General features: G+C 70.6%; 16 protein-coding genes. 10 read left to right on the forward strand and 6 right to left on the reverse strand.

What is annotated here, in order from left to right; all coding sequences use genetic code 11:
- Window positions 1–159 precede the first annotated feature (159 nt).
- Window positions 160–978 (forward strand): alpha/beta fold hydrolase, encoded by an 819-nt coding sequence (locus tag PV350_RS17895; protein WP_500334778.1) that lies wholly within the window; start codon window positions 160–162, stop codon window positions 976–978.
- Between the two features lie 149 nt (window positions 979–1,127).
- On the opposite strand, the gene PV350_RS17900 is transcribed toward PV350_RS17895, so the two are convergent.
- Window positions 1,128–4,817 carry a S8 family peptidase gene (locus PV350_RS17900; protein ID WP_500334780.1) on the reverse strand — a complete coding sequence of 1,230 codons (3,690 nt, stop codon included), beginning with the start codon at window positions 4,815–4,817 and terminating at the stop codon, window positions 1,128–1,130.
- Window positions 4,818–5,293: 476 nt separating this feature from the next.
- Between PV350_RS17900 and PV350_RS17905 the strand changes: the two genes are divergently transcribed.
- Window positions 5,294–5,521 (forward strand): hypothetical protein, encoded by a 228-nt coding sequence (locus tag PV350_RS17905; RefSeq protein WP_499516384.1) that lies wholly within the window; start codon window positions 5,294–5,296, stop codon window positions 5,519–5,521.
- A gap of 156 nt (window positions 5,522–5,677) precedes the next feature.
- On the opposite strand, the gene PV350_RS17910 is transcribed toward PV350_RS17905, so the two are convergent.
- On the reverse strand, window positions 5,678–6,433 hold the full coding sequence (locus PV350_RS17910) for an SDR family NAD(P)-dependent oxidoreductase (protein WP_499516383.1): 756 nt from the start codon (window positions 6,431–6,433) through the stop codon (window positions 5,678–5,680).
- 131 nt (window positions 6,434–6,564) lie between these two features.
- Here PV350_RS17910 and PV350_RS17915 point away from each other — a divergent pair, with 131 nt between their 5' ends.
- Window positions 6,565–6,999, forward strand: a complete 435-nt coding sequence (locus PV350_RS17915) for an Rrf2 family transcriptional regulator (protein ID WP_500334782.1) — start codon at window positions 6,565–6,567, stop codon at window positions 6,997–6,999.
- Window positions 7,000–7,145: 146 nt separating this feature from the next.
- On the opposite strand, the gene PV350_RS17920 is transcribed toward PV350_RS17915, so the two are convergent.
- Window positions 7,146–7,508, reverse strand: coding sequence for a superinfection immunity protein (locus PV350_RS17920; protein ID WP_500334783.1), 363 nt, complete (start codon window positions 7,506–7,508; stop codon window positions 7,146–7,148).
- Window positions 7,509–7,889: 381 nt separating this feature from the next.
- Here PV350_RS17920 and PV350_RS17925 point away from each other — a divergent pair, with 381 nt between their 5' ends.
- A complete protein-coding gene (locus PV350_RS17925; RefSeq protein WP_500334785.1) occupies window positions 7,890–8,318 on the forward strand; it encodes a PP2C family protein-serine/threonine phosphatase in 429 nt (142 codons plus the stop codon).
- A gap of 88 nt (window positions 8,319–8,406) precedes the next feature.
- Here PV350_RS17925 and PV350_RS17930 read toward each other — a convergent pair whose 3' ends face one another.
- Window positions 8,407–9,321, reverse strand: coding sequence for a LysR family transcriptional regulator (locus PV350_RS17930; RefSeq protein WP_500334787.1), 915 nt, complete (start codon window positions 9,319–9,321; stop codon window positions 8,407–8,409).
- A 131-nt stretch (window positions 9,322–9,452) separates the two neighbouring features.
- On the opposite strand from PV350_RS17930, the gene PV350_RS17935 reads away from it, so the two are divergent.
- From PV350_RS17935 to PV350_RS17960, 6 genes are all read left to right on the forward strand, one after another.
- A complete protein-coding gene (locus PV350_RS17935; protein ID WP_500334789.1) occupies window positions 9,453–10,475 on the forward strand; it encodes a DUF4331 family protein in 1,023 nt (340 codons plus the stop codon).
- A 151-nt stretch (window positions 10,476–10,626) separates the two neighbouring features.
- On the forward strand, window positions 10,627–10,803 hold the full coding sequence (locus PV350_RS17940) for a hypothetical protein (RefSeq protein ID WP_500334791.1): 177 nt from the start codon (window positions 10,627–10,629) through the stop codon (window positions 10,801–10,803).
- 297 nt (window positions 10,804–11,100) lie between these two features.
- On the forward strand, window positions 11,101–14,865 hold the full coding sequence (locus PV350_RS17945) for a S8 family serine peptidase (RefSeq protein ID WP_500334793.1): 3,765 nt from the start codon (window positions 11,101–11,103) through the stop codon (window positions 14,863–14,865).
- A 310-nt stretch (window positions 14,866–15,175) separates the two neighbouring features.
- Window positions 15,176–15,928 carry a hypothetical protein gene (locus tag PV350_RS17950; RefSeq protein WP_499516375.1) on the forward strand — a complete coding sequence of 251 codons (753 nt, stop codon included), beginning with the start codon at window positions 15,176–15,178 and terminating at the stop codon, window positions 15,926–15,928.
- A gap of 126 nt (window positions 15,929–16,054) precedes the next feature.
- Entirely contained in the window at window positions 16,055–16,288 is a 234-nt protein-coding gene (locus PV350_RS17955) for a type II toxin-antitoxin system HicB family antitoxin (RefSeq protein WP_499516374.1), read from the forward strand.
- Between the two features lies 1 nt (window position 16,289).
- Window positions 16,290–16,661, forward strand: coding sequence for a toxin Doc (locus tag PV350_RS17960; RefSeq protein ID WP_499516373.1), 372 nt, complete (start codon window positions 16,290–16,292; stop codon window positions 16,659–16,661).
- Between the two features lie 103 nt (window positions 16,662–16,764).
- On the opposite strand, the gene PV350_RS17965 is transcribed toward PV350_RS17960, so the two are convergent.
- Both PV350_RS17965 and PV350_RS17970 read right to left on the reverse strand, forming a co-directional pair.
- Window positions 16,765–20,880: a carboxypeptidase regulatory-like domain-containing protein gene (locus PV350_RS17965; protein WP_500334796.1), complete on the reverse strand. Its 4,116-nt coding sequence runs from the start codon at window positions 20,878–20,880 to the stop codon at window positions 16,765–16,767.
- 669 nt (window positions 20,881–21,549) lie between these two features.
- Window positions 21,550–22,401, reverse strand: a complete 852-nt coding sequence (locus PV350_RS17970) for a D-alanyl-D-alanine carboxypeptidase family protein (RefSeq protein WP_499517050.1) — start codon at window positions 22,399–22,401, stop codon at window positions 21,550–21,552.
- Between the last annotated feature and the right edge of the window lie 395 nt (window positions 22,402–22,796).

The following is a 22,796-nucleotide window of genomic DNA, read 5'->3' on the forward strand; positions in this document are numbered from 1 at the left end:
CCACGCGGAGCCGGCCGGGGGAGTGCTGTTCTTGGTCATGTCTTTTCCGCCTTGGTGGTGTGAGGACGTGGGGTGTGGCCTTGTGGGGGCCCGCGACCCACGTCGCGGGCCCCCACAAGGCCACACCCCACGTCCTCACACCACCAAGGCGGAAAAGACATGACCAAGAACAGCACTCCCCCGGCCGGCTCCGCGTGGAGCGGCATGATGCCCGTCGACGACACCGCCCTGGCCGTCACCGACACCGGCGGCCCCGGCACCCCCGTCCTCTACCTCAACGGCCAGTTCGCCACCCAGGGCTACTGGCGCCGGGTCATCACCGAACTCGGCTCCGGATGGCGGCACATCACCTACGACGAACGCGCCCGCGGCAGAAAATCGAAGCGCTCGGCGGACTACTCCTTCGAAGCCGCCGTCCGTGACGTCGACGCCGTCCTCGCCGCCAGGAACGTGGCACAGGCAGTGCTGGTGGGCTGGTCCTACGGAGCAGTCGTCGCCGCCCACTGGGCCCACCGCAACCCCGACCGCACCCTGGGCGCGGTCCTGGTCGACGGCGCATTCCCCCACGACTGGCTGGACGAGGCCATGGAACAACGCATCCGCACCTTGTTCCGCCGCATGAGCTGGATCACCCCGCTCCTGCGCCCCACCGGCCTGACCCCCCGCATGACCGCCCACCAGATGGCCGACAGCAACATCGAACTCGGCCGGCTCTCCCGCGAACGCGAACTCGGCCCCGTCCTGGACGCCATCACCGTCCCCGTCCGCTATGTCGTCGCCTCCGGAACCTCCCTGGGAAGCCGCGGGGACGAGCAGGAACGCATACGGACCAGCCTCGAGGCCGTCACCACCCGCAACCCCACCATCCGCATCAGTGCGAAGGTCGCCAGCAACCACGGCGCCATCCTCAAGAAGGACGCCCCCGCCATCGCCCACGCCGTACACGAAGCCACCGGCCTGAACCGTGCCAACCACTGACCACACGCCACCACACACCGCCGCGAACCCACGCACCACGCTGCGGCGGCAACAGCGAAGCAGGCCGGCCAGCCGCCTGCTTCGCTGTGCCATTGCGTTCGGTGCGCTCACCGCGCCGTGACCGCACCGGCGCGGTGTCGGCTCGCGGACTATCCGGCCGGCCAGTGCGGCCAGGCCGGGGCATATCCGCACCACTGCTCCGGGCAGCCGACGCGGTAGGCCCGGGTGACCGTCTCCGTCACCGATGTGCCGGAGCGGTCCGTGGCGGTCACCTGCAGTGAGACCCAGCCGGTGCCCGTCGCGGGCACGGTCACCCGCCGGTCGCCGTCCCGGCCCCGGACCTCCGCCGCGCGCCAGGTGGCGCCGTCGTCCGTGGAGTACCGCACCGCCACCCGCTCGATGCCGGCGCCGCCGCTCACCCCGGCCTGCCGGCCGATGCCCAGGCCGAAGGTGAACTCCCGGTTCGCCGCGACCGAGTTGTCGCCGTCGAGCCCCGCCATGACGTAGCGCGTGTCGAGCAGCGGCAGCGGGCGCTCGGCACCGGTGTGCTCCGAGCGGAACCGCCAGGTTTCCGTGACGTGCGTGCCCAGCTTCCACTCCGGGCTGTCGTGGTGCGCGGACGAGGTCATCTCGTACCACTGGCCACGTGCGGGCACGTCGAAGACGCCCTGCCCCGGCTCGTCGTTACGGGCGATCACCTTGCCGGAGCCATCGCGCAGCACCGTCTCGCCGGACTCCAGATTCCGCAGCGGCTCCGACCGGTGGCCCGCGGCGTCCGAGAACATCGGCAGCGCCAGACGCAGCTTGTCCCCGGCGCGGGTGGCCTGTGCCCGGCCGTCGGGGCCGTTGACCGACAGCGACGGGTTGAACGGCGCGGTGAGCCAGTTGTCCGTGACGGTGCGTCCCTGGCGGAGGACCGTCGGGTTGGTGTACTGCACACCCAGCGGTCCGTCGTCCAGCGCGTACTCGAACGTGGCCGTCGTCCACGGCACTTCGGGTGTGTAGTACGCCGTCATCCGCTGCGGTGCGCGGAACAGCGTCGACTGCTGGGCGAGATTGAGACCGCGGTAGGTCACCCAGCCGTAGATCCCCTTGGGGTCGTTGGGGAACCCGGTGGTGCGGAAGCTGTGGTCCACGCGGGCCAGGTCCCGGCGCCGGTCCTGCCAGTTCGCGCCCGCCGGCACCCCGTCGTCGTGGGCGTGGAACGTGAAGTAGGTGCGCTCGCCGTTGCGCTCCCCCTTGATCCGCAGGGTCACCTCGCCCTTGGCGAGCTGCTCGCGCAGCAGGGCCACACCGTGGTCGTCGGTACCCAGCGTGGGGTCGTCCGCGCCGATCGACGCCGACCCGGCCAGCAGGATCGCCGCCGGCCGCAGCGCCTTGACCGCCTGGTAGCGCCGGTCCAGCTCCTCCCAGGGCAGGCTCCAGTCCGACTCCAGGAGCACGATCCGGTCCTCGATCTCAAGACCCGTCAGGTCCCCGCCGTCGCCCGCGTCGGTGACCCGCTTCTCCAGGTCCCACTCCAGCCGCTGCGTCATCAGCCACACCGGCACGTCCACCGGGCTGCCGGAGCTGTCGGCGGTCGCCGCGAGGACGGACGGCTGCTCCCAGGAGGCGGCGGAGAAGTACGTCAGTCCGGGTATCTTCGCGCTGCCCACGGCATAGGACCGGTAAGCGCCGGAGTAGAGCGGCGCGACCAGGCCCTCCGGGACGCCCGCCCCGGCCGACGAGACCAGCCCGGTCGCCGACCCCCACTCGTTGATCCGCATCTTCGGGTCGTCGATGCCCATGGTGACCGGCTTCGCGCCGGACAGGTCGGTCCGCAGCGTCCGGTCGCCGGTGAGGGTCAGACGCCGGGCGACGGCGACGGACGTCTCGGGCACGCTTGCGCTGCCGTACCGGACGTACTCCCACACGCCGCCGAACACCCGGTAGTCGCCGACCGGCAGCCGGAGCTCCTCGGACCCCTCGGTGAGGCTGACCAGCCGGGCCTCGCCGGTCAGCTCGTTCTGCACCACCAGGTTGGTGTACGCCGTCTCGACCCCGGGCCGCAGCGCAGCGGCTTCGAGGGTGAGCGTGGCGGCCGGACCCTCCGCGTCGACGCCGACGGGGGTGCGCGTCGTGCTGCCGTCACTGCCGTGTGCGGTGATCCAGGCGCTGTGGGCACCGGCGGACGCACGGGCGGTGTCGATCCGCACGGTCGCCTCGGCTGTGCTGCCCGCCGGGACGGTCAGCCGGCGTGTGACGAGCGAGACCGGTGCCTTGCCGCTCAGGGAGAGGTCCAGCCGGATGTCCTTGCCGCCGCTGTTGCGGTAGGTCACCGTGCGGGTCGGGTTGCCGGTGTACGGCCAGGTCAGCTCAGCGGAGACCACGGAAGGAGAGGCGGTGACCGTCGACGAGAGCGCGCCGGGCACGTCCACGCTGCCCGCGCCCTGCTCGTACACGCCGGCGCCGTCGACCGGGTCGGCGGTACCGACGAGCGCCGCCTTGAGCCGCTGCGCGTCCCAGTCCGGGTGCCGCTGCTTGAGGATGGCGGCCGCCCCGGAGACGTGCGGGGTCGCCATGGAGGTGCCGCTGATCGTCGCGTAGAACTCGCTGTTCGCGGCGCCGTCCAGCGTGCCCGCGGCTCGGGCGGCGGTGATCGCGCTGCCGGGCGCGGTGATCTCGGGCTTGACGCCTCCGTCGGTCACCGCCGGTCCCTGGGAGGAGAACGACGACATCGCACCCTCCTTGGTGATCGACCCGACGGTCAGGGCGCTCGGAGCGGCGGCCGGCGTGCCGATGGTGCCCGGCTTGCCCTCGTTGCCGGCCGCGACGACGAACAGCGGTCCGCCGTCCCCGGACAGGGTCTCGACGGCCTGGGAGATCGGGTCGCTGCCGTCGCTCGGCAGGTTGGAGCCGAGGCTCATCGAGACGATGTCGGCGTCCTGGGCGGCGGCCCATTCCATGCCTTCGAGGATTCCGCTAAAACTGCCGGACCCGCTGCCGTCGAGCACCTTGCCGATCAGCAGGTCGGCCCCCGGTGCGACGCCCTTGTAGCGGCCCTGCGAGGCGGCACCGCTTCCGGCGACGGTGGAGGCGACGTGCGTGCCGTGGCCGTGGAGGTCGGTGACGTCCTCGTCCCAGGTGAAGTTCTTCTCCGCGACGACCTTGTTCTTCAGGTCGGGGTGGGCGGGGTCGTACCCGGTGTCCAGCACGGCGACGCGCACGCCCTTGCCGTCAAGCCCCTTGCGCCATGCCTGGGGCGCGCCGGTCATGGCGACGGACCGGTCGAGGCTCGCCTCGACCTCGGCGTCCAGCCAGAGTTTCCCGGACGCGGCGGCGCGGGACGTCCCGCCGGCGGCGAGGAAGCCCCGCCAGGCCGTGGCCGCCTCGGACTTGGCGACCGTACGCGCCGCCAGCCCAAGCTCGGGGAAGGTGTCCCGCTGCGTGGACCCGCGCAGCGCGGGACCCGCCTGGGCCGTCGTGATCAGCGGAATGGACGCCCGGGTCGCGTCGTCGAGCCCTTGCGCGGCGAGTGCGGTGACGTCGAAGAGCTGCCGGTCCACCCGCCCTTCGGCCAGCGGCTCCGTGGCGTCGACGGGAATCACGTACTCGTGGTCGTTGAGCCTCGCCCGGGTGAACGCGATGTGGCCCCGGCCATTGCCCGGGGTCACCCCGCTGACCTGGAGTCCGCTCCCGCTGCCGGTGAAGCCGACCCGGTCGCCGCTGATCAATGTGACGGTGTGTTGCGCGGGCGGCGCCGGCGGTACGGCCGGGCGGCCGGTGCCGGCGGCCGGCTCCGGCCCGGCTGCCGCCGGCATCCCGGTGGCGAGCAGCGCCACCGCGGTGGCCGCGACCACGGCCGCGGTCCTCGATCTGGATCGCATAACGTTGTACCAACTCCCCTGAGATCGCCCGATGAACGAGCGTCACCGGCGTGTGCCCGGCAACAGTCGGGCCAGGAGTTGACGCTGTGCCAGGTGGAAGGGGTGGCGCATAGACGCCATGTCACCTGTTCGCCAGTCGGCCACCCTGCGAGCGGTGGCGTGACCAGCGAGGGCCAGGTGCTCGGGAGTTGCCGCGTCCATCCGTGCCCAACTGCCGGCCGGCAAAGACGAGCTCGCACGACCGAATCGTCAACTGGCGCACGGCAGCTACGTCATCCGGGATCGGGAGGCGAGGTGGTCCGGCAGCCGGGCGATGGTGGCCCGGAAGGAGCCGGATGTGGCGCCGTCCGCGGCAGCGCGGTCCGGATGTCGGCGGTGCGGCGGCCGCAACCGGATGGATCGTTCGTTCGTCCGCAATGACGAGACCGGTCCCCCACCGAGAGGCAGCTGTGACCCAGCCCGCGGATCCCCTCGTCGAGTACTGCTTCATCATCACCTTCAGCCATCGCGATCAGGATCTGATGACCTTCTCCGGTACGTACACACCGGCGCCGGGGATGACCAGGCACGATGTCTACAACACGATCCGCGCCGATCATGTGCGGCAGCTGCCTTCACTGATCCAGGGCTACTGCCAGGTGAGCTTCTTCTCGCTGGAACGCAACCAGCTGCTGTGACGGGCTGTTCCGCCGGACGGGAACGCGCCGCTCCTGGAGCCGGCGATGGTCGCCCGGGGCGAGCGGCCACCGTGCCGCGGGCCGGCGCGGGCGCGCATGGCCCGCGGCATGGTGGCCGAGGCTCGATGTCTCTTCGGGGGCGCGGCAGGATCGCCCTCAGGCGTTGTAGCCGCCGTGGGCGTCCAGCACAGCCCCTGTGACGTACGACGCGGCGGGGCTCGCCAGGAAGGCGATCGCCGCGGCGATCTCCTCGGGGCGCCCCATGCGCTGGAGGGAAAGGGAGCCGACGAGGGCCTTGAGGGTCTCGGGGTCCGGCGGTTCCATGCCGCTCTCCATCAGTCCGGCCTCCACGACGTTGGCCGTGATGCCCCGGTGCCCGAGGTCCCGCGCGACGCCCATGGTGTACCTCTCGATCCCCGACTTGGTGGCCGAGTAGTCGGCCAGACCGGGAAGGCCGACGCGGGAACCGAGCCCGGAGCTCACGGTGATGATGCGGCCGTCCGCACGCAGCACCCGGGAGGCGGCCCGGATGACGGCGATCACACCGAGGTAATTGGTGGCGTGCATGCGGTCGAGTGCGGCGGTGTCGGCGTCCGGATCGTCCACCGTGCGGCCTTGTTCCACCGATATCGCCGCGTTGTTGACGAGGATGTCCAGACCGCCGAAGGCGGCGACCACCTCGTCGATCAGCGCCGGCGCCAGGCTCGTGTCCCCCTGGTCGGTCTGGATGGCGACGGCCTTCGCTCCCTTGCCGCGCACCTCGTCGACGACGGCCTGCGCCCGCTCTGCGGAGCTGACGTAGGTGAACGCGACATCGGCACCCTGCTCGGCCAGGAGCCGTACGGTGGCGGCTCCCAGTCCGCGGGATCCTCCGGTGACCAGGGCGACCTTGCCCGTGAGTGGCTGGCTCATAGTTCCCACCTCGTTGAATCTGTCTCTTCCGACGCCTGTCGCAACAAGAATGGTTACGACAGCTATCGCAACTATACTCGTTACGACTGCATAGTCGTAACAGAAAATGTTTCCACTGCGAGGAGGGTCACATGAGCGCCAACAGCAGGTTGACGATCGCCGCTCACGCGCTGGCCTGGATCGGCCTCTACCAGCGCCAGGGCCATGAGGTTGCCACCTCCGAGCAGATCGCGGCCAGCGCGAACACCAATCCGGTGGTGATCAGACGCCTGCTGGGCGAACTGCGCCGAGCCGGTCTGGTGGAGTCCCGGCGAGGCGTGGGCGCAGGCTGGACGCTGGCACGTGAGCTGGGGTCGATCACCTTGCTCGACGTGTACGAGGCCGTGGAACCCGGCCCGCTCTTCGCACTGCACCGGACCACCCCGGACCAGGGATGCGTGGTCGGTCACGGCATCCAGCCGGCGATGCGGGGTGTCTACGAGGGCATTGAGGAGACCGTGCGACGCGAACTGTCCCGCGTCTCGCTCGAGGACGTGCTCCGGGACGTCCTCGCGGCACCTCGCTGACGGCAGGCGCGGCCCAGACGTGCGACCCGCGCCCACCGATCACTGCGGCGCGGGCCGCCCTCGGGGGTCGGCGGGAGGCAACCATCCGGCGCGTACGGGCCCCGGCAGCCACCGTCCCTCACACTCTTGGCGACCTCACCAGCGATTCACGCCGAGCCTTGCACCGACGCCTTGGGCTTCTTGGGCGTGCGGGTTGCCATGTAGAGGGCCACACCCCACCCGATGAGCGATGAACCGAGGAACACATTGATGACAAGAATCAACCACCGGTCCTTTGCTCCACGCGCAAACGCCATGTACGACGGCGCCATGTAGAGCACGGCAAAAGCAAGTATGAGCATGAACGTCAGCAGGTCTTCCACAGCGCCCCCCACGAGTTGATCTTGAAAGACTGCCACAACATACACCCGTGCCCGGGGTCCGCTGAAGGCTTCGCGGGCGACCGTCCACCCTTTCCGGCCGACTCCTACCATCGTCACCGCACGTAGGCGGTCAAACACATCCTCCATCCATGATCCCTTGGCAAAATGCGCGAAAATGAAGAAGCAGTTGTTTCGGTATGTGCCAGGGAGCAACCCATGAACGCCTCGGACGAACTCCTGCAGAGGGCTGACCCGGCGGCTCTTGTGACGCTGGACGGGGCCATCCGCAGCCTCAACCCTGCGATGGCCACAACGTTGGGCAAATCGGCGGAGCAGTGCCTGGGACCTGGCAGGCCAGGCGCTGAGGCGCATCAGGTTGCAGCAGGCACGAGTCGAGCTGGCCACCGCGCTGCAGCAGACCATGCTCCCCACGCTGCCCGAGCACCTCGCGGGCCTGGAGGTCGCCGCCCGCTACCGGCCCAGCAGACACGGGCCGGACGTCGGCGCGACTGGTACGACGCCTTCGTCATGCCCGACGGCGCCATCGCAGTGGAGATCGGCGACGCCCAAGGGCACGACGTGGACGCCGCCGCCCTCATGGGACAGGTCCGTTTGTCCATGCGTGCGATCGCCGCCCACGAACCGGATCCGGCAACCGTGCTGACGCGCACCAACGAGCTGCCGGGCGGGCCGGTCCTCGGAGTCGTGCCCGACACCGAGTACCGCGAGGAGACCTTCACCCTGGACAAGGACAGCGCGCTGATCATGGTCACCGACGGCGTCGTCGAAGGACCGGGCCTCACGTTGGAAGCCGGACTGGAGCGAGCCGGAACACTGGCCGGCGCAGCCCTCCACGACGGACTGAACACCGAGGAGACCGCCGACCGCATCCTCGACGCCGCGGTCGCGGTGGACCACGCCGACGACGTGGCCGTACTGGTCATCCAGCGCACATGACGGCGCCCACGTCCTCACGCACCCGCATCGTGCGGGCAATGAGCCGGGACTCCGAGAAGGTCCGTGACTGGGCATCAGCCGGCAACCGTCAGCGGTCCTCGCGGTGGGTACGCGCCGCGATCCGGAGCAGTTCCTCGACCGCGCCGGTCAGCGGGCGGTCCTTCGGCCACACGGCGCGCAGCCGGCGGCGCAGGTCGGCCCCCGTCACCGGGACCTCCACGATGCGCCCCTCGGCCAGGTCGTCCCGGACACTGACCGCGCTGAGCACCGCCGGGCCCGCGCCTTCGGCGACGGCCTTGCGTACCGCGACGTTGGCGTCCAGCACCATCAGAGGTCTGGCCGGCTCGGCTCCCGCGCCGGCGAGCACACGCTCGATGGTCTCCCGCGTACCTGAACCCGGTTCGCGGACGATCAGGCGGGTTCGGGCCAGCTCGGTCAGATCCACCGGCTCTCGCCGTCGTGCCCAGGCATGCTGCGGCGCGACCACGACGACCAGCCGGTCGGCACCCACCTGTCGTGAGCTGAGGCCGGACGGAACGGTGGGCGCCTCGATGAACCCCAGACTGATCCGGCCATTCGCCGCGAGCGTGGCGACCTGTTCGGAATTGGTCACCTTGAGGCTGACGTATACGTCGGGCGATCCGCGCTGCAGCGTGCCGATCCACCGCGGCACGAAGTGTTCGGCCAGCGTCATGCTGGCCGCCAGGTGCAGGTCGAGGGCGTGGTCACCGCGCAGCGCCGCGACGCCCACCATCAGGGAGTCCACTTCGGCCAGCACCCGCCCCGCCCATTGGCACACCGCCTTGCCCTCGACGGTCAGTGCGGAGCCGCGGGTGTCGCGCTTCACCAGCGTCAGCCCCAGGCGCCGCTCGAGTTGTGTCAGGCGCTTGCTCGCGGCGGGCTGGCTGATCCCCATCCGCTCGGCGGCCTGCCCCAGGCTGCCGATCTCGGCCACCCATGTCAGCAACAGGAGACTGCTGAGATCGGGAGGCGACCTGCTCATAACCACAGTGTATGACGGCATTCCCGATGTGGCGGTACCAGGCCGCCGCCCGCTCGGCGAGGATGAAACAGCCGGAAAAACGCCCGGCACCCTTTCCTCGGAGAAAAACCGAAAGAGTTTAAGGACCGACCATGTCGCACCATCTCGACACTCCGCTGGCGGCCCAGAACGGCCAGCTGTTCATCGACGACCTGTACGTCTTTCCCGGTGAGCGCAGCACGGTGTTCATCATGGACGTCAACTCCGACATCACCGGCGTCTACGCCGAGCCCGGGTTCCACCCGGAAGCACGCTACGAATTCAAGGTTCACTTCGACGGCGCCGAATTCGAGACCTTGACCTATCGGGTCTCCTTCGACGAACCCGGCCCCGACGGCAGGCAAACCCTGCGCCTGCACGTCCTGACCGGAAACGAGGCGCGCGAGGACTCCGCTGACGGCGACCTGGTGCTGGAAGGCCGCACCGGTGAAACGGCCGACGCGGACGGCACCCGCGTCTGGGCCGGGCGCATCTCCGACTCCTTCTACATCGACCTGTCCCTGCTGGCCGTCGTCAATGGGGCGGTGGCCAAGGGAACGGCGGTGGACCTCTCGGACTGGCGCCCGCAGGAGGCGCAGAACAGCTTCGCCGGCACCACCGTGGAATCGATCGTGCTGGAGGTTCCGCACGAGCACGCGCAGCTGCGCCCCGGGGCCCGCACGGGCGTCTGGTGTGCGACCAAGCTGGCCACCGACGCCGGCGGATGGCGGCAGATCAACCGCGGCGGGCACCCGATGATGTGGCCGATCTTCTGGCCCGGCGACACCGACTTCAGCAACCCGGCCAACACCCGGCACCCCTCGCAGGACCGCGCCGCCGTGGGCGAATCCATCGCGGGCCAGGTCTCGGCTGTCGTCGCGGCCACCGGGACTTGCGCCGACCCAGAGGGCTACGGCCGGACCGTGGCCGGGCAGCTGTTCCCCGACGTGCTGGCCTACGTCGTCGGAACGCCCGCCACGTACGGCTTCGCCGCCCGCAACGGCCGCACCCTGGCCGACAACGCGCCTGAGGCGATGCTCTCGCTCGTGACCAACACGGCCGTGCCGGCCGGACTCAAGCCGTCCGTCGCCCAGCACCTGCGGAACGACCGCTTCCCGTACGTCGTGCCCGTATGACCACCCCGGTCACCCGTCCCCTCCGCGTCGCGATCGTCGCGGAGGGCTTCCGGCTCACGGGTTCCGACCGCATCGAGAGCCATCACGACACCGCCAACCAGGCCGACGGAGGACTTCGCGGGCACCGTCGAAACGCTCGGCGAGGGCGTGGATGGCCGCGCCGGACGGCGTGAACGCCGTGGCGCCAGGCAAGGACGAAACGCTGCTCATCTCCGGCGCCACCGGCGGCGTCGGTGCCTTGGCCGTGCAGATCGCCGCCGCCCGCGGCGCTCACGTGATAGCCACTGCCCGCCCCGGCGCCAAGGCCGACGTCGTCACCTGCGCCTGACCCCGCCTTTCCGCGGTCCGTCGCCCAGGCGGCGGACCGTACCCCACCGCGGCCGCCCCGCCCCGCCCCGACAGCCCCCGCCGTGGAGGGGTATCGCGAGAGCACCGATGGGCGCTCCCGACTGCCGATCACAACGAGAGCCCGTTGTTCCGTTGGTGTGCCCACACCGATCTCTGGGAGCCGGCGGCACAGGCGGTGGGCAGAACGGGGCGGTTGAACGGGAGGTAGACAACCAACACATCACATGTTGTGACACCATGCGTTGCACATCCAACGGAGACTCGACCAAGGACTCGTGTGCGACCACATATTCCGGCCCGGCAGGGCCTGCCCATCCTGGCGGCGGTCACCGCGCTGCTGACGGTGGTCCCCCTGGCGACAGCCGCCGACCACACCCCCGCCGCGGCCAAGGGCGTCACCATAGCCAACGGCGGTTCACTCGGATCCACTGCGCGGACCGTCACCCTCATCTCCGGTGACCGCGTCACCGTCACCCCCGACGGCTCCGGCCCCGCCACCGTCACCGTGGCCGCACCGAACGGGGACCGGGCGGACGTACGCGTCAGCAGCAGGGACGGGGACGTCTACGTCGTGCCCGCCGTGGCGGAGCGGTACGTGGCCGCCGGCCTCCTCGACGAGACCCTGTTCAACGTCACCCGGCTCGTCGCCGACGGGTACGACGACTCGCGCTCCCGTGGGCTGCCCCTCATCCTGAGCTATTCCTCGGACTCGCTGCGCAAGAAGGACCTGGCGTCCCTGCCCGAAGGTGCCACCGGCGCACGGGCGTTGACCAGTATCGACAGCACCGCTGTCACCCAGACCCACAGCCGGGCGGCGGACTTCTGGGCCGAGCTGACCCAGGCGACGCCCGCGGCTCGCGGCACCACCGCGGGCGAGCCGGCGCTGAACGGCGGCGTCCGCAAGGTCTGGCTGGACGGCAAGGTCAAGGCGACGCTCGAGTCGAGCGTCGCACAGATCGGCGCCCCCGACGCCTGGGCACGCGGCAACACCGGCAAGGGTGTCGACGTGGCCGTCCTCGACACCGGATACGACACCGAGCACCCGGATCTCGCAGGCGTCGTCGCCTCGTCCCGGAGCTTCATCCCGTACGAGGACGTCGTGGACCGCAACGGCCACGGCACACACGTCGCCTCCACCATCGCCGGCAACGGCGCAGCGTCCGGAGGCAAGGAGAAGGGCGTCGCGCCCGGAGCCGAGCTTCACGTCGGCAAGGTCCTCGACAACTCCGGCTCCGGATCCGACTCCTGGGTCATCGCCGGCATGGAGTGGGCGGCGCGTGAGACCAAGGCACGCGTGATCAGCATGAGCCTCGGCGGTATCGCCCCCGACGACGGCACGGACCCGCTCAGCCAGGCGGTGAACGCACTCAGCGCCGAGACGGGCGCCCTGTTCACCATCGCGGCGGGCAACAGCGGGGAGAACGGCCCGTCCACCGTCGCGAGCCCGGGCTCCGCGGACGCCGCCCTGACCGTCGGCGCCGTCGACTCCACAGACGCACTGGCCTGGTTCTCCAGCCGCGGCCCCCGATTCCGTGACGACGCGATCAAGCCCGAGATCACCGCGCCCGGCGTCGGCATCCTCGCGGCACGCTCGCAGTACGCCACGTTCGGCAGCGGCTCCTACGCCTCCCTGAACGGCACGTCCATGGCGACCCCGCACGTGGCCGGCGCCGCCGCCCTCGTGGCGGCCGGCCACCCGGAGTGGACCGGGGCCCGCATCAAGGACGCCCTCGTGAGCACGGCCCACGAGACGCCCGCCAACACGGCCGACGACGGTGGCAACGGGCGCGTCGACGCCGCGGCGGCCTCCGCGGCCCGCCTGGTGGCCACCGGCACCGCCGACGCGGGCATCCACTCCCTGGGCGGAAAGCCCGGGCAGACCGTGGAGCGCCGGATCGAGTGGCTCAACTCCGGCGACAAGGCGGTCACCGTCACGCTACGGGTCGACGCGCCCGACGCACCGCAGGGCCTGTTCACCGTGGCGGACCGTCAGGTGACCGTGCCGGCCGCGGGCACCGCCGCCACTACGCTCACCACCGTCCTCGACCGCGCACCGGCGGGTTCCCGCTTCACCGGACACCTCACGGGCCTGGTGGACGGCAAGCCCGCCACGCGCACCCTGGTCGCCGTCAGCACCCGCGAGGAGCACCACCATCTGCGGCTGCACTTCCAGGGCCGGGACGGCGAACCGCTGGCCGACGTGGTGCGGGTCCAGCGCCATGGTGACGGGTCCCGCTTCGAAGGGGTGACCAACACACGCGGCGACATCGACCTGGTCGTGCCGAACGGCGTCTACACGGCCTGGTTGTGGGGCGACGTCCGAGGCACCCACGGGGCCTCGTCGCTCGGGCAGGGGCTCCTGCTCAAGACCGGCATCCAGGTCCGCGACGCCGACACGTCGGCGACCGTCGACGGCAGGCAACTGCGACTGACCGAGGTCGTCACACCGCAGGTGACCACGGCAGGCGTCGTCCGCGCCGATTTCCTCCGGTCGTTCACCGACGGCTCTCCCGCCATCGGCGAGACCTCGACCCTCGCCCCCCAGCACGACAGCATGTGGGCGCTGCCGGCGAGCAAGCCCGCAGACGGCGATCTGCTGTACACCGTCCGGGCACGGATGGAGCAGCCTCTGCTCAGCCTCTCCTCGGGCTTCCAGAACTTCGACGACCTGGCTCTGGAGCCCGGTTCGGCCCGGCCGGCCGACCGGACGCACACCCTCCCGGCCGTTTTCGCCGGTGACGGCCGGGAGCAGGACTACGTCGCGGCCGGGGCCCGGGGCAAGGTGGCCGTGGTCCGCTACGTACCCCCGCCGGACGACGACGATGACGGCGATTCCCGGACCGCCTCCCACGACCAGATCGCCGCCGCCGAGAAGGCCGGCGTGGCGGTCCTCGTCATCGTCAACGGCGACAGCGGACGCTACTGGCCGAGCGGCAGCCGTAGCAAGATCGTCGTCGCGGGCATCTCGCGAACCGAGGGCGAGATCCTGATCGGCCGCATCCAAAGCGGTTCCGGCTCGGTGCCCATGCACATCGTCGGCCGCTCCACGACCGCGTACCTCTACGACCTGGTGCGCACCTGGCGCGGCGGCATCCCGAAGACGCTGCGCTATGCGCCGGGCACGAGGGAACTCGCCCGGGTCGACGTCGATTTCCGCACGACGAACAAGGTGTACGAGAACCGGTTCGACATCCAGCCGTACCAGCTCTTCCTGCTGGACTCGACCCGGCTGTCGACCTCCGGGGCGCGACGCACCGACTGGGTGACCGCCGCCCCCGGCGCCGTCTGGAGGGAGGAGGCCCATCAGAGTGGCAGCCAGTACTCCGACCAGTATTCCGGCCAGGTCGCCTATCGGGCAGGACGTGCCACGAGCGTCCAGTGGTTCGGTCCGGTCGAACGGCCCCGGGTCGTCGAGTACCTGGACACCCCGCGGCGCACGGGCGCTTCCGTCGTCGGGCAGATTCCCGGCTTCGGGGACGGCGGCCGCCATCACGCCGGCACCAATGGGCCCGGTACCACGACGCAGTCCGTCGAACTCCGCCGGAGCGACAAGCTGCTCGGCAGCACCGAAGGCCCGTACTTCGACTTCCCGGTTCCGAGCACCCCGAGCCGCTACCGGCTGGTGACCACCACGAAGCGCACCGAAGGGTACCCGTACTCCACCTCCACCCGAACCGAGTGGGGCTTCATGTCCGGGGTACCGCGGAACGGCAAGGCGCCGCTGCTCCCCCTCGTGCAGCTGGACTACACCATCCCGACCTCGACCGACGGGTCGGCCCGGCGTGACGCCGAGCTCGTCGTGGAGCCGTCGCACATCCGCGGCGCCTCCACGGCCCGGGTCCGCACCGACACGGTGGAGGTGTCCTACGACGACGGCAGGACCTGGCACCGCGTCAAGCAGCGGGACCTGCGGGACGGCGCCGTGCGCGTGAGGTTGGACGCCCCGCGGAAGGCCGCGTTCGTATCGCTGCGGGTCCACGCCTCGGACACGCGGGGCAACACCGTCACGCAGACGGTCATCCGGGCCACCGGCCTGCGCTGACCGGCCATCGGCGACCGGGCCGGGTGGGAACCACTCGGCCCGGTCGGCCTCGGGGCCCTCGGGGTCCTCGGGGAGGTGCCATCGCGAGCCGCACCTGGCACGGGAAAAGGGCTCCGGGGCGATCCGTCCCGTGCCATGATCCAGGCTTGTGTGGGGTGACGAAAGTCTGGCCGAACTCGAGGATTCCCTGAAGCGCCTGGCGGTACCTGGCCGTGCTCCGGCCCGGGTCCGCGTTGCCATCCGTCGCAGGCGTCACCTTCGCATCTTGTTGACCTGCATCCTCTGTTGCGCAGCGACGGGTGCGGTCTTCGTGACCGTCGACTACATGACCGCTGACGGCGTTTCCATGGCACAGACCCCCTGGGCAGTGGTCGCGCTGGTCTTCGGTGCCGTCGCGATTCCGGTGATGACCCTTCGCAGTTCCCTCGGCGGACGCGAAGCACCGCAGACCCGCTTGTCCTTCCGGCAGGTAGGCGTGGTCTTCGGTGCACGGCGGTACGCACTGGTCATGGAGATCGCCGAGGCCATCACGGCCTGCGCGGAGGCGCACAAGGCGGGCGGCGAAAGGCTGGCACCGAAACTTCGCACGGTCTCCCGCCGGATCGGAGCGGTCAGTCGTGGCATATCCGCCGCTCACAGGCAACGGCGCTCCGTCTCCTTGCTCTCGCACCGCCGCAGGACGCTCAAGGCGCACGAGCGCCGGGTGATCGCCGCGCTGCGCGCCTGCGAAGCCCGTCTCGACAGCGATCCGCGCCCGGCGCTGGAGGAGCTGGGCGGACTCCTTCTGACCATCGCGGATCGCTACTGCCAAGCCCGGGTGGGCGCGCTTCTGGACGAGGGCCAGCTACAGGGCGCCGTGGCGGGGCCTGACCGGGAGTGGATCCGTACCGTCACGTGGGCCGTCCTCACGATCGGAGGCGTGATCGGCGTCTCCCGGCTGGGGTTGTCCGACGGTGCTGAGCCGATCGTCATGGCGTGCACCGCCATCGCGGTGGCGGCCGTGGTCTGGAACCGCTCCGTACGTCGCGCCCTCGACATCGTCGGCCTCGCCCTGGGCCCTTGAGAGCGGGCCCCGCGCGCCGTGGGGCGCACCTGGGCGAGCGGGCGTCGGCACCAGCGTTCGCCGTCGCTTCGGCCTTGCGCTTGGCGCGGCATCCCGATGTATAGCAGCCTGCTATACACTGGGGGCATGGCGAAGCAGATCAACATCCGGCTCGATGACGCCGTTCATGCCCGTCTCGTCGCACGCGCCGAGGCCGAGGGCACCACGGTGACCGCACTGATCACGCAGGCTGCCGAGCGCGACCCCCGCCTCGACGACGGGGCCGCCACGGCCGCTGCGTTCCTGGCCAGGCATGCCGCGGAGTTCGCCGAGGCGTTCCCGGAAGAGGAGCCGGACAGCGCCACCGGACGGGCCGCCTGAGGTGGAGCTGCAGGTCGACATCCGCTGGCTGCTGGAACGCCAGGCCGAGGTGCTGCCGAAGGAGCCGTCGGTCCACGACTTCTCCGGTCTGGTCGCGGCGGTCGCCCGGCACCGGGTCAACGCCCCGAAGCTGGATTACACCGTAGACGCGGCCTGGCGTGCGGCAGCCCTCTTCCACGAGATCGTTTCGGTGTGCCCGCTGCCCGCCCGCAACGCCATGTACGGGGCGCTCGTCGCGGTGGCCTACATGGCGGCGTGCGGCCAGGCGGTCGATGCGCCGTACGGGGCGCTCAGCGACCTGGCGAAGCAGGTCCGTGCGGGGCGCGCGGACGTCTACGCCTGCGCCGACCAGATCCGTCGCTGGCGGCTCTGACCCACCTGCATCGTCACCCGCGACGAGGCGACCCGGCACCCACCGGACGGGCGCGGGCCGGTCCCGAGGGGCCGGCCCGCGTCCGCTTCCGCCGGATCTGCGGTTACTGCTTCTTCAGCGTGAAGTCGCTGGTGACCGTCGCCCCCTTCTGGATCTTCACGGTGGTGGCCACCGGCCGGTAACCGTCCTTGGCCACGATGACCTCCAGCGGGTTGTTGCGGGAGTCCAGCCACAGGGAGTAGGTGCCGTCGGCGGCCGTCCTGAGCGAGTAGTCCGCCGCCCAGCTGCCGATCTCCACGGTGGCGCCGGCCAGCGGCTTGGTGGTGCCGTCGCTCTGGATGCCACGGACGGTTCCGGTGATCTTGCCCCAGGTCTTCGGCGGGTCGACGTGCAGGGACACCGGGACCTTCCGCATCCCGTACGGGCTGTCGTTGTCCAGCGCCAGCTGCGCCGTGAAGTCACCCGGCTGCGCGACCTCGGGCACCGAGGCGTCCAGCGTGACGGTGACGGTCGTGCTCGCACCGGGCTGCAGGGTGAAGTGCTGGGTGCTCGTCCTCAGCCACGGGACGTCGCTCGTGCCTCCCTGGTCGTAACCGGGCAGGAGCTCCACGGTGTTGCTCGGGGTGTACGGCTCGCTGCCGCCGCCGATCTTGTACAGGCCGAGGGCGGCGGCGCCGCGGTAGGTGGCCACGTTGGCGTTGGGCAGGGCGGTCCAGGCGCCGGCCTGCGGGTCGTAGGCGAAGCCCTGGTTGGTGAGGGCCTCGTGGCTGATGCCGCTGGAGATCACGAGCTGGTCGTTCGCCGCGGTGGACGAGGAACTCCACAGCGGGATCGGCAGGTCGGGAAGCGCGGTCCACGTGTCGGCGGCCGGGTCGTACACGTAGGCGTGCTTGCTCTCGCCGAGGCCGTCCGCGTTGCCGCCGGCGCAGTAGAGCTTGCCGTTGACGCCGCCGCACGACTCCCAGGCGACCCGCTCCGGGTAGTCGGCGATCCGGGACCAGGTGTCGGTGTCGGGGTCGTACGCGTACGCCTCGGCGGTGCCGCAGCGGTCGTCGCAGCCGCCGACCGTGTAGAGCTTGCCGTCGAGAGCCGCGTTGCCCTGCCCCGCATAGGCCGCGGGCGTCGGTGCGCCGGTGCTCCAGCGGTCGGCGACGGGGTCGTAGATCTCCAGCTTGGGGTCGGTGGTGTTGTCCGGGAGCCAGCCCCCGACGGTGTAGAACTTGCCGTCGACGAACTGCCCCGAGGGCGCCTCCCGGCGGTCCGCCGCGCTGGCCACCCGGCTCCAGCCGCCGACGACGGGGTCCAGGACGTACATCGCGTTGGTGACGTCGAAGCCGGTGTAGCCGAAGGCGGAGTAGACCTTGCCCCCGTAGGTGCCGACCGCGTTGCCGAGGACGGTCTCCGGGAGGTCGGGGCCGGTCTGCCAGGCGCCGCCGGACGGCGCCGCGGCGTGCTTCGCCCCGGTCGGGGCCGAACCCTTCTTGCTCGCGTGCGGGGAGAAGTGCCCCTTGACGGTCTGGAGGGGTGCGCCGCTGCCGAGGGCCTGGGACTGGAAGCCGCCGGCCCGTTCGCCCACCGTCACGGTGACGGGCGCGCCCCCGGTGTTCTTGACGGTCATGTTCCGCGTGGCGGACTTGCCCCAGGCGAGGGTGGCGCCGACGGAGTCCGGGGTCACGGTCAGTTGCCCGGCCTTGAGCTTGTAGGAGGCCGTGACGGCGCTGTCGGCCGCGATGTTGACGCTCTTGGTCAGCTCCGTGTAGCGCGGCCTCGCAGCGCTGACCTCGTGCTTTCCGAGGCCTGGCGAGAACATGAGGTAGAGCCCGTCGCCGAGTGCGGGGTCCTCGGGGGTGGCCACGCTCGTCGCGGTCGCCCCCGGCTCGCCCTTGACGGTGACGGCGGCGCCGACCAGGCCCTTGCCGGTGTTGGCGTCGGTCACGGTCCCGGTGACCAGGCCGCCGGGGGTGGCCGTGTAGCCGCGATCGCCGACGAAGACGTCGTCGACGCCCCACCACCAGGCGAACTCGGTGACGAAGTGGAAGCGCACGCGGACGTCCCGCTTGCCGGCGAAGTCGTCGAGCGGGATCTCGACCTTGGCGTGGTCCGCGAAGCCCGCCGTCGCCGACCACAGGGACTTCCATGTGGCGCCGTCGTCGGAGCTGGCGTCGACCGAGACCGCGCTCCCGTCGGACACCCAGTACATGGCGTCGAAGGCCAGCTCGGGATCGGACGCGCCGGTCAGGTCGTAGGCGGGGCTGATCAGCTGTGTGTCGTAGGGCGAACCGATGGTGGGGTTGTCGGCGATGGCGAAGGCTCCGTCGCCGCCGGTCTGGTTGCCACGGCCGCCGGGGTCGTCGAAGGTCCAGCCGCCCTCGCTGCCGTCGGCGTTGACGACGCGCCAGCCCTGCGGGGCGGAGTCGGTGGACGCGAAGTGCTCGGTGGCGCCGTCCAGGTGCACGGCGTAGCCGGGTGCGGTGGCCTGCCAGGGGTCGGCCCGCAGGGGCAGGTCGAGGGACTGCGGAGCGTCGGTGACCGTGAGGGACCTGGTCGCCGTCGTGTAGCCGGGCAGGGACGCGTCGGCGTGGAGGGTGTAGTCGTGGCCCTCGGGAAGGCTGAGGGTGAAGGCACCGGTGGCCGGGTCGGTCCACACCGGGCCGCCGGGGACACCGTCCACGGTGATCTTGGCGTACAGCGGCCAGCCGTGACCGGAGTCGTCGGTGACCTTGCCGGAGACGGTCTGGCTGGGGACCGGCTTCAGCGCGAAGTCCCGGGTGACGGTGCCGCCTTCGGTGACGTCGACGTCCTTGGTGGTGCTGCCGGCGTAACCGTAGGCGTCGACGGTGACGTCGTAGCCGCCCACCGGGAGGCCGAGGCTGTAACCGCCGTCGGCCCCGGTGCGCGTGACGTTGTCCGTTCCCGCGCTGACGGTGGCACCGGCGAGGGGCTTGCCGGTGACCTGGTCGGTCACGGTGCCGGCCAGCGTCCCGTGCGGGCCGGTGCGGAAGGCCCGCAGGCCGTCGGGGGTGCCCAGGCCCGTCGGGCCGTCGTATCCGTCGGCGCCGGAGCACAGGTAGGCCGGGGTGCAGGTGCCGTTGCTGCCGGCGGTGACGTCGTGGAACCCCGCGTCCGCCGCGTAGGGGTAGGAGTTGGGGTACGTGCCCGCGACGGGGGTGCCGGCGTTGGCGTAGACGGCGGCGATGATCGGCGAGCCGGCGCTGGTGCCGCCGAACTGCGCCCAGCCGCCGCCACCGTAGGTCTGGTACACCGCGACCGGGGTGGCGGGGTCGGCCACCGCGGCGACGTCCGCGACGGCGCGGTTGGCGCAGCCGGTGTCCTTCTGGAATGCGGGCTTGGGCACGTAGAGCGAGCACCCGGACCCCGCGCCGTCCCAGACGGTCTCGGACCAGCCGCGGCTGCTCCCGCTGTCGGCGGTCAGGGAGGTGCCGCCCACCGCGGTCACGTAGGACGACGCGGCCGGGTAGGAGACGCCGTAGCCGAAGTCGCCGGAGGAGGCGACCATCGCGACGCCGGGGTGGTTGTAGTGGGCGTCCAGCACCGTCGTCTGGTAGGGGTCCTCACCGCTGCCGAAGCGGTAGTCGGTGCCGTAGGAGTTGGAGACGAACTTGGCGCCGAGCGCGACCGCCGTGTCGACGGCGGCGCCGAGGTCCTCGAAGCCCGGGGTGTCGGCCTCGACGAGCAGGATGTGGGCCTCGGGGGCGATCGCCGAGACCATGTCGAGGTCGAGGGAGATCTCCCCGGCCCAGTCCGGGTCGGGCTGCGGGTAGTCGGTGCCGCCGCGCTGGTCGACCTTGCGGAAGCAGCCGTCGTCGGCGGTGCAGGCGGGCAGGCCGTACTGCTCGCGGTAGACCGCCAGGTCGTCCTCGGCGGTCGGGTCGTCGAAGGCGTCGACGATGGCGATCGTCTGCCCCGCTCCGCCGCCGGCCGGGAGGTTGTAGGCCGAACGCAGGTCGGCCGGTCCGAACCCGCCCGGCGCCGCGGTGGTCCGCAGGCCCTTGGCCGGCTTCACATCGGTGCGGCGCAGGGCGTAACAGGTGGCCTCGCCCTTCTTCGCGGCGCCGCACGCCGCTTCGTAGGGCGCGTCACCACCCGCGGCAGCGGACGCTGTGGCGGTCGCGGCGGAGGGCGCCGCAGCCTGGGACGGTGTCTGGATGCCCAGGACGGCCAGCGCGGCGGTGACGATCACCGCCGACCATGTGGACATCCGCCGCCGGAGCGGTGGACCGGATATGTGTGCTACGCGCAACGTCCGACTCCCCAGTGATCCCGTGAAACGCCGATATATGAAGGTTCGACAGCGAACTTCTGCGGTCGCCGGGAGTCCATTAGCGGAGAGATCACGTATCCATGTCAACGCCGAAAAGGCAGAAACGGGCCGCCATTTCGCGTTCTCCGGTGCACTCGACGTGAATGTGTCCGGATTCCGGTGAGCGGGTGTGGATCAATGGCGCCATGCGTGACAGGTCGCACCATGAGGGTGGTTGACGCACGCATCGCCCGATTCCCGGCCTGCCGTCCTTACCCCGCCGTGGAGCCCGCGTGCCCTGCTTGCGGCCATCTGGCCCCAATCACGCGACGTACCGGGGTATTCGCCGACATCCCCGCCTTTCCCGGTTTCCGTGCGCGACCCCGGCCGGGTCGTTACCGCCGGGCAAAATCGCGTCAATTATTCACCCATTGATGTTTCACTCGCCCGCGGGCGACTTGGCCGTACGGCGGGCACGGGATTGCCTATTCCCCATTACCTCCGACTTCCGGGACGGACATCCGGTCGCCGCGCAGGATGCCGGCCGGGCGGGTCCGCCGGCGAACGACGAAGGGTGTGCCCCCGACCGTGCGGCCGTGGGCACACCCTTCGCCATGGTGGGCTTGCCTACTTCTTGAAGCCGTAGTTCATCAGCTTCGTCGCGTCCGAGGCACGGCTGGTCGCCGAGGAGGAGGCGAGAACGGTACCGATGACCGTCTTGCCGTTCCGGGTCGCGGCGAAGACCAGGCAGTACTTCGCAACCGCGCCGGAACCGGTCTTGACACCGATGGTTCCGGAGTAGCTCTTCAGCAGCGTGTTGGTGTTGGTCCACGACATGTAGCGGTAGCCACCGCTCTTCGTGGTCACCTTCTGCTTGGTCGCCTTCGTCTTCACGACGGTGCGGAAGGTGGAGTACTTCATCGCGCTGCTGGCGAGCTTGGTCAGGTCGCGGGGAGTCGAGTAGTTCCCCCCGTTCCCGATGCCGTCGAACGAGTCGAAGTGGGTGTTCTTCAGACCCAGGCTCTTGGCCGTCGAGTTCATCTTGCCGATGAACGACTTGACCCGTGCGGCCCGCGTGGAGCCGCTGCCGAACTTGTCGGCGAGAGCGTAGGCCGCGTCGCAGCCGGACGGGAGCATCAGCCCGTACAGCAGCTGACGGACCGTCACCTTGTCACCGACGATCAGGTGCGCCGAGGAGGCGCCCTTGGAGACGATGTAGTCGCTGTACGCCTTCTGAATCGTGACCTTGGCGTCAAGGTTCAGATTCGGCTGGGCGAGCACGACGCGAGCGGTCATGATCTTGGTGGTGGAGCCGGTGGAACGGCGGGTGTCGGCGGCCTTCGAGTAGAGGGCCTTACCCGTCGCGTTGTTCATCACGAAGCCGCCCTTGGCGGTGATCGTGGGCACCGTAAGCGTCGCGGCCTGGGCCGGGACGGTGAGTGCTGCGGCGGACAGCACTGCTCCCGCAGTGATCGTCACCGCAGACACGCGGGATGTGATCTTTATACCGTTTTTCAAAGTGTATACCCCAAATGTTCCTATGGGTTGACGGCATGACGAAGCCGCCAGCCCATAGGACTCCCGAGGGGCGCAAAGGGATGCACATCCTGCCGAGAATTTTCCGAGTTCTCACGCGATTCATTCGGGCATAAGCATCGAATCACCCCTGCGTGGAGGATTTCGGGCCGGTGCGGCATGATGCCGACCCCGCCACGCACTCTCCCCCATCCAGGCCCGCCGCGGGACCGGCATCCGCATGCGCGACGGCCGCCGCCGGCATCTCCCGGTCGCCCGCCCGACGCTGCGCACCGCCCTGGGGCCGCTCCGCCAAGATCCGCTCAACCAGCCACCCAGCCAGCAGAAACGATGTCTAA

This window comes from Streptomyces sp. PA03-6a (assembly GCF_033792765.1).
In the GTDB taxonomy this organism is placed as follows: Bacteria; Actinomycetota; Actinomycetes; order Streptomycetales; family Streptomycetaceae; genus Actinacidiphila.